At 69.3% G+C, this 12,564-nt stretch carries 11 protein-coding genes; 4 read left to right on the forward strand and 7 right to left on the reverse strand.

Going from position 1 to position 12,564, the window contains the following annotated elements:
• Nucleotides 1-21 precede the first annotated feature (21 nt).
• The gene (locus Phou_RS09580) at nucleotides 22-453 is read right to left on the reverse strand and encodes a cold-shock protein (protein WP_173055436.1); all 432 of its coding nucleotides are present in this window, start codon (nucleotides 451-453) and stop codon (nucleotides 22-24) included.
• A gap of 389 nt (nucleotides 454-842) precedes the next feature.
• Between Phou_RS09580 and Phou_RS09585 the strand changes: the two genes are divergently transcribed.
• Nucleotides 843-2,432, forward strand: a complete 1,590-nt coding sequence (locus Phou_RS09585) for an MBL fold metallo-hydrolase (RefSeq protein WP_173055438.1) — start codon at nucleotides 843-845, stop codon at nucleotides 2,430-2,432.
• A 69-nt stretch (nucleotides 2,433-2,501) separates the two neighbouring features.
• Here Phou_RS09585 and dpgD read toward each other — a convergent pair whose 3' ends face one another.
• From dpgD to Phou_RS09605, 4 genes are all read right to left on the reverse strand, one after another.
• Complete coding sequence (dpgD, locus tag Phou_RS09590; protein ID WP_173055440.1) at nucleotides 2,502-3,308, reverse strand: enoyl-CoA-hydratase DpgD; 807 nt, start codon at nucleotides 3,306-3,308, stop codon at nucleotides 2,502-2,504.
• Nucleotides 3,308-4,675 (reverse strand): (3,5-dihydroxyphenyl)acetyl-CoA 1,2-dioxygenase DpgC, encoded by a 1,368-nt coding sequence (gene dpgC, locus Phou_RS09595; RefSeq protein ID WP_218578908.1) that lies wholly within the window; start codon nucleotides 4,673-4,675, stop codon nucleotides 3,308-3,310. The genes dpgD and dpgC overlap by 1 nt, the downstream gene beginning before the upstream one ends.
• Nucleotides 4,676-4,714: 39 nt before the next feature.
• The gene (locus tag Phou_RS09600; protein ID WP_218578909.1) at nucleotides 4,715-5,758 is read right to left on the reverse strand and encodes a ParB/RepB/Spo0J family partition protein; all 1,044 of its coding nucleotides are present in this window, start codon (nucleotides 5,756-5,758) and stop codon (nucleotides 4,715-4,717) included.
• 480 nt (nucleotides 5,759-6,238) lie between these two features.
• Complete coding sequence (locus tag Phou_RS09605; protein ID WP_173055442.1) at nucleotides 6,239-6,550, reverse strand: phosphopantetheine-binding protein; 312 nt, start codon at nucleotides 6,548-6,550, stop codon at nucleotides 6,239-6,241.
• Between the two features lie 294 nt (nucleotides 6,551-6,844).
• Here Phou_RS09605 and Phou_RS09610 point away from each other — a divergent pair, with 294 nt between their 5' ends.
• Together Phou_RS09610 and Phou_RS09615 are read left to right on the forward strand one after the other, a co-directional pair.
• Nucleotides 6,845-7,162, forward strand: a complete 318-nt coding sequence (locus tag Phou_RS09610; RefSeq protein ID WP_173055444.1) for an acyl carrier protein — start codon at nucleotides 6,845-6,847, stop codon at nucleotides 7,160-7,162.
• Nucleotides 7,155-8,510 (forward strand): NAD(P)/FAD-dependent oxidoreductase, encoded by a 1,356-nt coding sequence (locus tag Phou_RS09615; protein ID WP_173055446.1) that lies wholly within the window; start codon nucleotides 7,155-7,157, stop codon nucleotides 8,508-8,510. The genes Phou_RS09610 and Phou_RS09615 overlap by 8 nt, the downstream gene beginning before the upstream one ends.
• A 47-nt stretch (nucleotides 8,511-8,557) precedes the next feature.
• Here Phou_RS09615 and Phou_RS09620 read toward each other — a convergent pair whose 3' ends face one another.
• Both Phou_RS09620 and Phou_RS09625 read right to left on the reverse strand, forming a co-directional pair.
• A complete protein-coding gene (locus tag Phou_RS09620; protein ID WP_173055448.1) occupies nucleotides 8,558-9,688 on the reverse strand; it encodes an acyl-CoA dehydrogenase family protein in 1,131 nt (376 codons plus the stop codon).
• 45 nt (nucleotides 9,689-9,733) lie between these two features.
• The gene (locus tag Phou_RS09625) at nucleotides 9,734-10,768 is read right to left on the reverse strand and encodes a ketoacyl-ACP synthase III family protein (RefSeq protein WP_173055450.1); all 1,035 of its coding nucleotides are present in this window, start codon (nucleotides 10,766-10,768) and stop codon (nucleotides 9,734-9,736) included.
• Between the two features lie 168 nt (nucleotides 10,769-10,936).
• On the opposite strand from Phou_RS09625, the gene Phou_RS09630 reads away from it, so the two are divergent.
• Entirely contained in the window at nucleotides 10,937-12,412 is a 1,476-nt protein-coding gene (locus Phou_RS09630; RefSeq protein WP_173055452.1) for an amino acid adenylation domain-containing protein, read from the forward strand.
• Nucleotides 12,413-12,564 lie beyond the last annotated feature (152 nt).

The raw sequence follows: 12,564 nt of genomic DNA on the forward strand, positions 1-12,564 counted from the left end.
CCGGGTTGCCCGCTACTCGGCTCAGACCTCGATCCACCCGTGGGACCGGGCGTGCTCGCCAAGTCGCTCGCGGATCTGCGAGATCTGCGCCCCGGTGAGCGTCGGCACGTGCTGCAGCAGGATCTCGGTCACCTCCGTGGTGAACTCGGACGGCGCCAGCACGTCGCACATGCCGTCGTCGTCGGCGGCAGCCGCCTTGGCGCGCGCGTCGACGCCCGGCGGGCGGCGGTCGGCCGGCCGGTTGACCAGCGGATCGACCATCCGCACCGACGAGACCTTCGGACCGCGCTCGCCTTGCTCCACCTCATATTCGACGCGCATGCCGGCGTGCACCAGATGCCTGAGCTCACCGAGGTCGTTCGCATGGACGAAGACGTCCACGCCGCCACCGGCCGGCGCGATGAAGCCGTATCCGCGAACGTCGTCGAAGCGCAGCACTCTGCCGACAGCCACCGCCACCACCCGTCATCCACCAACTCCCATAGGCCCGACCTCGGCGGCGGACGGGCCAGACCCTACGTCGCCCCGGCTGAGTTCGGTGTCGCGAAGTTATATCCCCGCGCACAAGTTGCACACATCCGTGTGGTGGACAAAAAATCGCTGCTACGGTCCCGCGCGGCTTCTTTTCTCCGCTGGTGCCGTGGTGTGCAACCGTACCGTCGCGGCAGTCGCACAGCACGGTTCACGCAGGGAGTCGGCGCTATTGACACACTTCCGGCCGGCCCTGCGATAGTAGGGCCCGGAACGCGACGGCAGCCCGCTGCCCGCTCCCGCTGATGCGGCCGCAAGGCAAATCAATTCTTACCGAAAGTACGACTGACTATCCCAACGGGAGGGCTCAAATGGGTGTCAGTGAGGAGCCGGTCTTTCTGCGCTCCAATGCGATTATCGAGCCACTGGTTGACAGGTTCTATGCGTGGCTGCATATCACCGCACCGGTGCAGGCGTCGATGAACCTGAAGAACCTGCAGGTTCCGCTGCTCGAGTCGTATCTGCAGAATCCGCAGGTGCACATGGCCGCGAGCGTCAACCCGGCCCTGCGCGGCGGATACTTCGTCAACATCGACGAAACCCGCAGCATGGAGGTCGCGGCCCTGCTCGACACCATCAAGCGGGACCGCGCGGACATGCTGAACCTCGCGGCCGCCGTGGCCGAGGCGGACGACCTTCTGCGGCAGAGCGCGACGGGCTTCGACCTGACGCCGCTCTACCCCAAGCTGCCGTCCGCGCTGAACGGTCTCGTCGAGCTGGCCTACGACACCAGCAACCAGGCGTCGATGCACTTCATCGAGCCGCTCACCTACACCAGCCCCTACTACGACGTGAGCCGCCAGTCGGTGCAGCTGTCGTTGGAAGACGGTGTGGAGCGGCCGTTCATCCTCAGCACGCCGCGGCTGCCTGGACCCAACGTGCTGGACCTGCAGATCCCCTTCAACCACCCCGGGCTCGACGAGCTGTTCAAGGCGCGCATCAAGCCCACCACCGCCGCGCACCTGCGTGAGGCGCTGGAGCTCAACGACGAGCAGGCGGCCTGGCTCCAGCGGCTGCTGACGTCGGAGCCCAGCGGTGCGCCGGACCGGCACATCACCGCGGGCGGGCGGGCCCGCTACTTCGGCCACGCGTGCCTGGTGTTCCAGTCGCCCGAGGCGACCGTGGTTACGGACCCGTTCATCAGCGCGGACAACCGCCACGGCGACCGGTTCACGCTCGACGACCTGCCGGACTACATCGACCTCGTGCTGATCACCCACGGCCACCAGGACCACATCGTGCTGGAGACCCTGGTGCAGCTGCGCTCGCGGATCGGCGCGGTGGTGGTGCCGCGGTCGTCCCGGGGCAACCTGTGCGACCCGTCGATCGCCCTGTACCTGAAGGCGCTCGGCTTCACCGTGATCGAGGTGGACGACTTCGACGAGGTGCCGATCCCCGGTGGAAAGGTGATCGCGACGCCGTTCCTCGGCGAGCACTCCGACCTGGACATCCGCGCCAAGTCGACGTTCATCGTGAAGATCGCCGGCGCGAGCCTCTTCGTCGGCGCGGACTCCTCCGGCATCGACCCGGTCCTGTACCGCTACATCCGCAGTCACCTCGGTGACGTGGACATGGCGTTCCTGGGCATGGAGTGCGACGGCGCCCCGCTCACCTGGCTCTACCAGGGCCTGCTCACCCGCCCGGTGACCAAGAAGATGAGCGACTCGCGCAAGCTTTCGGGCTCCAACGCGGCGCAGGCCGCGGCGATCATGACCGAGCTCAAGGCCGACGAGGCGTACATCTACGCCATGGGCGAGGAGAGCTGGCAGGGCCACGTCATGGCCACGACGTACACGGAAGACACGTACCAACTCAAGCAGATCGAGGAGTTCCTGGGCTGGTGCTCCGGTCGCGGCATCACTGCCGAGCATCTGTTCAACAAACGGGAGTGGCGCTGGTAGGACACCAGTAGCTGGCCGACGGCAGGGCCCCCACTGCCGTCGGCCAGCTTTTTTATGCGCGAAACGCGGTCAGCGCCCCCGCCACACGGGATCCCGGCGCTCCGCGAACGCCTTCGGACCCTCGACCGCGTCCTGGCTGTGCATCCGCCGCTGCTCCCACTCGAAGCGGGTCGCGAACGCCTCGTCCAGCGGCATCTCCAGCGACCGCATCGCCGCCTCCTTGATGGCCCGTACCGCCAGCGGCGCGGCACGCACCAGGTCCTCGACCCACCCGGCGACGCACTCGTCGAGCCGGTCGGCCGGTACGACCTCGTTGACGAGGCCGAGCTCGGCGGCCACCCGCGCGGGCATGCGGCGCCCGGTCAGCAGGTAGCCCATCGCCGTCTTCAGCGGGATCTGCCGCGGCAGCCGGAACGCACCTCCCGCGCCCGGCACCAGCCCGAGCCGCGCCTCCGGCAGCGCGAAGACCGCGTCCTCCGCGGCGATCACGATGTCGCAGGCGAGGACGAGCTCGAATCCCCCACCCAGCGCGTACCCGTTGACCCGCGCCACGACCGGCTTCGAGAACGTGGTCCGCTCGGTCAGCCGCGGCCAGCCGGGCAGCCCGCGGCTGCCGAACGTGGTCGGCGGCGCGCCCCCCTCGTTGAGCCGGGCCCGCTCGCGCAGGTCCTGCCCCACCGAGAACGCGCGGTCGCCGGCGCCGGTGAGCACCACCACCCGGACGTCGTCGTCGGCCTCGGCCTCGTCCCAGACGGACCCCAGCTCCTCGTGCATGCGCAGGTCCATCGCGTTGAGGACCTCGGGCCGGTCGAGCGTCACGTACGCGGCGTGGCCGCGCTTCTCGTAACGCACGCGGGAGCGCTCGGCGGCGCTCATCACACGGTCGCCCGCACGCCTGCCGTAAACCGCCCCACCTTGCCGATGACGTCGTCGCTGTACAGCCGCTGCGCCTGCTCGAGGGCGAAGTCGGCCAGGTACCCGCGGAACGCGTCCAGCGGCTCCTCCACGGCGAGCAGCATCCGGCGGTTGGCCACGACGGCCGCCCCGCGCAGCCGGTCCGCGGCGCGCTCCGCGGCCGCGTCGAGCTCGGGGCCGCTCTCGTACACCTCGTCGACGAGCAGCCGGGCATCCGGCTCCACCACGCGGATCCGGCGGCCGAGCAGGATCACCTGCCGCGCGATGCGGCTGCCGGCGGCGCGGGTCAGGCGCAGCGCCGAGGCGCCGGGCACGATCCCCTCCTGTGCCGCCGGCAGGCTCAGGTAGGCGTCGGAGGCCGCGATGACGTGGTCGGCGACGAGGAGCAGCTGGGTACCGCCGCCGATGGCGAAACCGTCGACGACCGCGACCCAGGGCTTGGCGGCCGGCGGTGACCACCACCCGTCTTCGACGCGCACGCCCCGCACGAGCTTGTGCACGTAGCCCAGCTCGCGGCGCAGGAGGAAGTCCACCAGCCCGATCCGGCCGGCGTGCAGCGCCTTGAGGTTGATGCCGGCGCTGAAGACGCGGCGGCCCCGGTAGCGCGGGTGGGTCATCACGTCGCCGCGCAGCACGCACACCTCGACGGCCGGATCCAGCAGCGCGAGGTCGACGGCGGCCTCCATGTCGTCGATCTGCTCGGCGTCCTCCGCGTTCAGGTTGTCGCCGCGGCACATGGTCAGATGTGCCACGCCGTCGCGGCGCTCCAGTCGCACGGAGCCGAGGTCGACCCGGCCGTCCGCGAGGTACCCGTCGCGCAGCCCCAGCGCGCGCGGCGTCGGCCGGAGCATCGCGTCGACCAGGTGGCCGCCGGCGCCCGGCAGCCGCAGCACGCTGCTGAGGAAGATGCCCTGGTCGACCTCGTGGCCTTCCTTGTCCGCCTGCGGCCGCTCCGCCTCGGCGGCCAGGACCTTCGGATCCGGCACGAGCCCGGGAAACGCCGCGGCCGCCGCGGTGCACAGCTCGTCCAGTCGCAGGTGGCGGCTGTGCCCGCCGGTGAGCTCGGCGTAGACGGCCTCGGCGTGCCGGTCGAGGAAGTCGCGACGGACCTGCCGGGCGGCCGCGTGCGCCGACGCGGCCGCCGCGCGCTGCTCCGGTGTCCGGTGCGGCACGTCCGGCAGGCCGGCCAATGTGGACTCGACGCGCTCGGCGGCGTCGAGGAGGGCCCGCCGGGCGAGGGCCAGAGGACCCTCGCCCGCCGAAGAATCTCTACTCACTTCGCCCAACCCGAGCACCAGCGCCTCCTCACGCGTGAACGTCGCCCGCACCCAGGAATGCACGCCTTCGGATCAGCCGGGAAAAGCGGATCAGCCGGGCGAGCTCGTGCGTTGCTCGAGTTCGTTGGCCAGCTGCAACCACTCATCCGCACAAACCCGAGCCACGTTAGCGACTATGTACGTGCAGTGTGGAGGCACCTTACCCACCACATCAAGCCGCTCATCCGACCGGATCGCACGCGAAAAAATCCACCGCAACAACATCCGACCAGACTCCGTAAACCGCAACGACGGATCACTCTGCAACCCACGCAACATCGAAGCCAACCGCGGACCCTCAACACCACCCACACCAAACGACTTCACACCCGAACCATCACCACGCCCACGACGCACCGACGGCACCGGATCCTCACCACGCTCAATCCGCTTCCGCACATCCCGCACCGTCGACGGCGACACCCCCGCCTCCCGCGCCACCTCACGCAACGACGCACCCGGCCGCTCACGAATAATCGCCGAAGCCCTCAACCGACCCTCAGCATTATCCAACGGACGCACCCGACCATCCCGACCAGTCCGCGCCCGCACCTCACCATCCCCACCACCCAACGAACGACGACGAACATTCCCCACCGTCCGCGCACCCAACCCCGTCACCGACGCAATCGCCCGATCCGACCAATTCGGATGCGACGCAATAATCCGCTCCGCAGCCCGCGTCCGATCCGCCAACGACAACGGCAACCCATGAGCAATATTCGTCTGCACCGCAAGCACAAACGCTTCCTGCTCCGAACCATCAAAAAACCGAACCTCAATCAACTCGTCACCACGCAACAACGCAGCACCAAGCCGATGATTACCATCAATCACCCGCATCGAAGAACGATGCACAATAATCGGAGGCAACCGCTGATCCACACTCGCCAACATACGAGTATGCTCAATATCCTCCCCCGCCTGCCGCGGCGAATTCGCCGGCAGCAACGACTTGACGGGTACGAACTGGACTTCCTGGTCGATCTCGAGTGAGTTAACCGCTGGTAACTTCTGGTCGGACAGGTCGAATTGCATCCATGCCGGCACAATCGGTGACGCCGTCACCGTGGCGACATTGCTCCCGTACTCCAAGGTGTGTCCCCCCGATAAGGATTGGATCCTCGGCACAACCCGTTGCATTTGGTGCAGCCATTTGGCCAGGAATGAGCTTCATAGCTGACCAAGATTCGGATTGATCGTACGGGAGATGACCAAGCCCGCGGGGGTGTCCAAGTGCGCATCGACGCAGTTGAACACCGGCGTCCGGCTATGCTGGCGCGCTCCAGATCGCCCATATACGGGCACAGCTGGCATTTTGCAGCGCTAACACACGCGTCACTGTCCGAAACTTTGAGGAAATACACAGGCGACGTAATGACGACAGCGGCATTCTTCGCGGGTAATGGCCTCGGATCGCCCACTTAGTGGGATCGGACCGCGAGCATCCGATGTGGATGAAAACGATCCAACCACGGTGATCCACATGGATACGGCTAAGGCTCGAAAAGCCGCAAATCACCCACGCGCCTGGTCTGAGAGGCGGCGCGGGGTCGGATGGCGATTGTTCGGCCGCTACGCGGCGAGACCGTGCTCCGCCACGTACGCGTGGCCGGCCCGGTCCAGTTCGGACGACGGGACGCCGGAGTCTCGAAGAGCCCGTGCCAATGCGGCGACCGTGAGGTGCTCTAGCACCATTCCGTAGTCCACCGTCACGCCGAGGCTCTTCCGCAGCCGAGTCGCGACCCTCATCGCGGCCAGCGAGTGGCCGCCGAGCGCGAAGAAGTTGTCGTCCACGCCGATCGGCTTCTTCCGCAGGGTCGACTCCCAGCAATGCACGAGCACGACCTCAAGGACGTCACGCTGGGTGCCAGTTTCCACGGACATCGACGGCTCCTCCTTCGCCCAGGCGACAGGTGGGCGTCGCGCGGCCGGCGCGGCATCGGCCGCGCCCGGACTTGGTTCACTCTGGACAGTCGGGAGATTCGCACGGGGAAGGCGCGGCCGTCAACGCGGCGCCGGCGCAGGCTCATACGGCTTGGGACAGCGAATGTGCAACTGCGAAAACAGCAGCAGTCGCACGACTGCGACCACCAATCATCGCGGTCTACCCTCTGCTCGAAATGGCGTGGCGGCGTGGCGTCCCACGTCCGGGACAGACTCGCGATTCGGAGAGGTTCGATGCCAACGGATCAGTACACGCATGTGCTGGAGATCCTGACCAACTACGTTTCCACCGGTCTGCTCGGTGACGAGAACGCAGCGGATCTCACCGCCGACACCCCTCTGCTGGAGCTCGGCGTACTCAACTCGGTCGAGACGGCGCGCCTCGTCGCGTACATCCGCGAGACCTTCGGGGTGCGGCTGCCGCCGGCCTCTATGACCGCCGGCAACTTCCGTGACCTGAAGGCGATCGCCACCCTCGTGGCCGCCCAGCTGCCGGAAGCTGCCGCCGACAAGCCGGTCCCGGCCGGTGTGGACGGAGGCGTCCGTGGCTGACGACTACAAGTACGACGTCGGTGTGATCGGCGGCGGACCGGCCGGCTCCACCGTCGCGTCCTACCTGGCCAAGGCGGGCCTCGACGTCGCCGTCTTCGAGTCGGAGATGTTCCCGCGCGAGCACGTCGGCGAGTCGCTCGTGCCGGCGACGACGCCGGTGCTGCACGAGATCGGCGCGCTCGACAAGATCGAAGCAGCCGGCTTCCCCCGCAAGTACGGCGCGGCGTGGACCTCGGCCGACTCCCGGCCGACCGCACCGCTCGACTTCCACGTCAGCTCGCACGGCTGGGGCGTCGCGGAGATCAGCTACCACGAGCGCAACCAGCGGGGCGTCGACCGGCCGTACTCGTTCCACGTCGACCGCGGGAAGTTCGACCTCATCCTGCTCAAGCACGCCGAGGAGCTCGGCGCCTCGGTCTTCAGCGGCGTACGGGTGAACCGCGTCGACTTCACCGACCCGGACCGTCCGGTGCTGGAGACCACGATGGGCCGTACGCGGGTGCCGATCCCGGTGCGGATGGTGGTCGACGCCAGCGGGCGGCAGACCCAGCTCGGCAACCAGCTCAAGATCAAGGTGTCTGACCCGGTCTTCAACCAGTACGCGATCCACACCTGGTTCGAGGGCCTGGACCGGGAGAGCCTGGCCCGCGACCACGCCCAGTCCGACTACATCCACGTGCACTTCCTGCCGCTGGAAGACACGTGGGTCTGGCAGATCCCGATCACCGACACGATCACGTCGATCGGCGTGGTGACCCAGAAGGAGCGGTTCAAGGCCGCCAAGGACGACCTGGAGACGTTCTTCTGGGACTCGGTCCGCAGCCGCCCCGACCTGTACGACAGCCTGCAGGCGTGCAAGCGGCTGCGGCCGTTCAAGTCGGAGGGCGACTACAGCTACGCCATGCGGCAGATCGCCGGCGACGGCATGCTGCTCATCGGCGACGCGGCCCGGTTCGTCGACCCGATCTTCTCCAGCGGCGTCAGCGTCGCGATGAACAGCGCGCGGTTCGCGGCGGCGGACATCGTGGCCGCGGCCAAGGCCGGAGACTTCCGGCGGCCGAGGTTCGACAACTACGTCGACACGCTGCGGCGCGGTGTGAACAGCTGGTACGACTTCATCTCGATCTACTACCGGCTCAACATCCTCTTCACCGCGTTCATCGACGACCCGCGGTACCGCAACGACGTCATCCGCATGCTGCAGGGCGACGTCTACGACGGTGAGGAGCCGCCGGCGCTCGGCGCCATGCGGGACTTCGTCGCCGCGGTCGAGGCGGATCCCGACCACCTGTGGCACGACCGGCTCGGAAACCTCAAGGCGTCAGCGAGCGCCGCGGCCCTTTTCTGAGCAACGCGATGCGCGAGCGGTCCGGCGGCACGAGGCTCCGGCCGACCTCACAGACCCAGCTCCCGAGCGATGATCTGGCGCTGGATGTCCGAGGTACCGGAGAAGATCGTGCCGCCGACCGCGTCGCGCAGTGCCGCCTCGACCCCGTTTTCGCTCAGGTAGCCGCGGCCACCGAGGACCTGCACGGCGTCGGCGGCACTGGCCACCGCCGCCTCCGAGACGGCCAGCTTGGACAATGCCGAAGCAAGCGGGTCGGCGTCCCCGCGGTCGATCGACCAGCAGGCGCGGTACAGCAGGAGGCGGCCGCTCTCCAGCCGCAGCTTCATGTCCACGATGCGGTTGGACACCGACTGAAACTCGCGCAGCGCCCGGCCGAACTGGCTGCGCCTCTTGGCGTGCTCCACGACCGCGTCGACGAGCCGGTCCTGCACGCCGAGGTAGAGGGCGAACAGGCAGGTCCGCTCCCAGAGCATCGAGTGCTGGAAGACGACCGAGCCCTGGCCCCGCTCGCCGAGCACGCCCTCGTCCGGCACGAAGCAGTCCACGAACTCGACCTCGCTCGCCGGGCACGACGCCATGCCGAGCTTGCGGAACGGCGGGCCCACGCGGATCCCCTCAGCGTCCCGCCCGACTGCGAACGCCGTGAGCGAGAAGTGGCCGGCCGCCGGGTCGGTCGTGGCGTAGGTGACGAACACGTCGGCCGCCGGGCCGTTGCTCACGAAGCTCTTGGTGCCGTTGAGCAGGTACCCGCCGTCGACGCGGGTCGCCGTCGTGGCCAGTGTGGACACGTCGGAGCCGGCGCCGGGCTCGGTCATCGCGTTGGCGGCGACGGCCCGGCCGGCGCACATGTCGGGCAGCAGCCGCTCCCGCAGCGCCGGCGCGCCGAAGTCGGCGATCGGCATCGCGCAGGCGAACAGGTGCGCGGCGGCCGCGAAGACAAGCCCGGTGTCCGGGCAGCCGCGGCCGAATGCCTCGAAGAGGTGGGCGGTGTCGAGGGCGCCGAGCCCCGCCCCGCCGTACTCGGGTGCCACGCTCGCCCCGAGCAGCCCCTGCTTGCCCAGGGCCAGCCAGTCGTCGGGCGCGAGGCCCGGTGCGCCCGTCTCGGGCCCGAAGCCGCGCGCGGCAGCGAGCGCCTCGTCGTACCGCGCCCGCTGCTCGGGCGTCCAGCCGAACTCCATCGGTCCTCCCACAATCGATCGGCCCGGTCGGCCGCGCCAGACCGGCTACGGCGCCCAGGGCGGTGCGGCGAGCACGCGGACCACCGCGCCGGCGATGTTGACGCCCGGCCCGACGCCGAGCAGCAGCAGGTGCGTCCCCGGCACGGCCACGCCCGTGTCCAGCAGGTGGTCGAAGCCGATGACCTGGTCCGCCGCGCCGACGTGCCCGATCGTGCTGCCGTACTCCCAGGTGGTGCGCGTGAGCGGCACGTCCAGTGGGCCGAGCCGGTCTTCGACGAGCTCGCGGCCGGCGTGGTTGAACAGGACCCGGTCGACCTCGTCGAGCTTGATGCCGGCCTCGTCGAGCAGCTGGTCGACCAGCGCGCCGAACTGCTGCACGAAGCGCAGCCCGCTGTTCGTGCCGAAGCCGCCGGAGCTGGCGAACTCGGCGAACCGCGCGCCGAAGTCCAGCCGCTGCCCGAGCGTCATGTCCGGCGGGAAGAGCGGCGTGTCGCCGCGGTGCAGGCCCTCCAGCTCGGCCAGCGTCACCGAGGAGACGGACAGGATCTCGGCGAAGCCGGCTTCCCGGCTGAGCACCAGCGCGCCCGCGCCGTCCGCCATGACCAGGCCCGGGTTGCAGCGCCACCGGTCCAGCAGCGGGGAGCCGCCGAAGTTGTCAGCGGCCACGAGCAGGGCCGACCGGTCGGTGGGCACCACGCGCAGCGCCGCGTCGGCCAGCAGGAGCGCGCCGAACATGCCGTTGCAGCCCTGCCGGATGCCGGTCGCGAACACGTCAGCGGCGTCCAGGTTGCGCTGCAGGTAGGCGTACGGGCACCAGCCCTCCGGACCGGAGTGGTAGACGTCGATGTGAAAGAGGTGGCTCAACGACCGCCCCGGCACGCCCGCGCGACCCAGTGCCGTCCGGGCCGCGGACAGCGCAAGGTCGGGAGCCGACTCGTCGCCGGCGATCGCGATGCTGACGAACCCGGTCGCCTCGGCCTCGTCGGCGTCGTACCAACCGGCGGCGACCGCGTCCTCGACCGGCACCCGGTCGGCGACCCGCACCCCTATCCCACGTACGAACAGTCCTGGTGTCCGCATTCCTTCACCACCGCCGGTAGTTCGTCCGTCCAAGTGGCGCCGTTCCGTGGTTCGGCGCCCTCGGAACACTATGTAGGCGGCCGAGGCGAGGCAAGCGAAGTCAGTTCGTGCGACAAAAACCCTATCGAGGTGGCAAATGACTGGTAAAAGCATGGCGGTGCGCGCGCGATGAACACCCATTCCCATGCGGCTCATCTCCCGGCCCTGGTCCGCGACGCGGCTGCCCGCACCCCGCACGCGCCGGCCGTTCGGGACGGCGACACCACGTTGTCCTATGTAGACCTTGACCGCCTCGCCGGCCGGTACGCGCAGGCCTTGGCCGCGTCGGGTGTCGGCCGCGGCGAGCGGGTCGTGCTCTGGACGTCCAAGAGCGTCGACACGGTGGCGGTCATGCAGGGCGCGCTGCGGCTCGGCGCCGTGTACGCACCCGTGACGCCGTCGAACCCCGTCGCGCGGGTCCTGCGCATCGCGGACGGCTGCGCCGCGACGGTCATCGTCACGGACGAGCCGGTGGCCGGCGACCCCCGGTTCGTCAGCCTCGGTGAGCTGCTCGCCAAGCCGGTCCTGCCGACGCCGCGCGTGCCTACGCACGACGTCACGCCGGAGCCGGACGACTGCGCGTTCATCCTCTACACCTCCGGTTCGACCGGTGAGCCGAAGGGCGTGTGCATCAGCCACCGCAACGCACTGGCCTTCGTGTGCTGGGCCGCGGACGAGACCGGCCTTGTCGCCGGCGACCGGCTCGCCAACCACGCGCCCTTCAACTTCGACCTGTCGGTCTTCGACATGTACGGCGCGTTCCACTCTGGAGCGTGCGTCGACCTGGTGCCGGCGGCGTTCGCGTACGCGCCGGAGGCCCTCACCGAGTTCCTGTTCGACCGCGGCATCACGGTCTGGTACTCGGTGCCGTCGGCGCTCCAGCTGATGATGAACGACGGCGGGATGCTCGACCGCGGCGTACCGGCCTCGTTGCGGGTCTGCGTGTTCGCCGGCGAACCGTTTCCGCTCGCCGACGCGCAGCGCCTGCGGGCCGCGTGGCCCTCGGTCCGGATGTTCAACTGGTACGGGCCGACGGAGACGAACGTCTGCACGTCCTACGAGATGACGGAGCGGGACCTGGCCGCGACCCGGCCGCTGCCGATCGGAAAGGCGTGCAGCTCCGACCGGGTGTGGCTCGACCCGCCCGGCGCCGAGATCGGCGAGATCGTCGTGGAGGGGCCCACGGTCATGCTCGGCTACTGGGGCCAGCCCCGCCACGAAGGGCCCTACCGCACCGGCGATCTGGGCCGGGTCGATCCCGACGGCAACTTCGAGTACGCCGGGCGCCGCGACCAGATGATCAAAGTGCGCGGCCACCGCGTGGAGCCCGGCGAGATCGAGACGGTCCTCGCCACGCATCCCGCGGTCGCCACGGCCGCGGTCGTCGTGGTCGGCACCGGCCTCGAGGCCCGCATCCTCGCCGTCGTCGTCGCGGCCGACGGCCAGCGCCCCACGCTCCTCGGGCTGAAGGCGCACTGCGTCGCCCACCTTCCCGGCTACATGGTGATCGACGCGCTGCGACTCGTCCCCGAGCTGCCCCGCACCTCCAACGGAAAGGTGGACCGGACCGCCCTCACGACCGGCTCGCCGGTCCGCGTCGGATAACCAACTCCGGTCTCAAAAGGCAGATTGCCCGCGCGGGCACCGCGGAGGTCGGCGGCGAGCCGGCGCTCGCCGAAATCCCCGACCTCCGCTGCCGGGCCCGCGCGACAAGCCCAACGGTTTTTGAAGCCCGACCCCCGCGGCGGGTGAGGCCG

It is taken from the genome of Phytohabitans houttuyneae (assembly GCF_011764425.1).
Lineage (GTDB): Bacteria > Actinomycetota > Actinomycetes > Mycobacteriales > Micromonosporaceae > Phytohabitans > Phytohabitans houttuyneae.

Excerpts from the sequence above, each read along its gene's own strand:
- dpgD (WP_173055440.1), bottom strand. The coding sequence starts at position 3,308 with ATGAGCGCCGCCGAGCGCTCCCGCGTGCGTTACGAGAAGCGCGGCCAC.
- Phou_RS09610 (WP_173055444.1), top strand. The coding sequence starts at position 6,845 with ATGCCAACGGATCAGTACACGCATGTGCTGGAGATCCTGACCAACTAC.
- Phou_RS09625 (WP_173055450.1), bottom strand. The coding sequence starts at position 10,768 with ATGCGGACACCAGGACTGTTCGTACGTGGGATAGGGGTGCGGGTCGCC.
- Phou_RS09605 (WP_173055442.1), bottom strand. The coding sequence starts at position 6,550 with ATGTCCGTGGAAACTGGCACCCAGCGTGACGTCCTTGAGGTCGTGCTC.
- Phou_RS09620 (WP_173055448.1), bottom strand. The coding sequence starts at position 9,688 with ATGGAGTTCGGCTGGACGCCCGAGCAGCGGGCGCGGTACGACGAGGCG.
- Phou_RS09585 (WP_173055438.1), top strand. The coding sequence starts at position 843 with ATGGGTGTCAGTGAGGAGCCGGTCTTTCTGCGCTCCAATGCGATTATC.
- Phou_RS09630 (WP_173055452.1), top strand. The coding sequence starts at position 10,937 with ATGAACACCCATTCCCATGCGGCTCATCTCCCGGCCCTGGTCCGCGAC.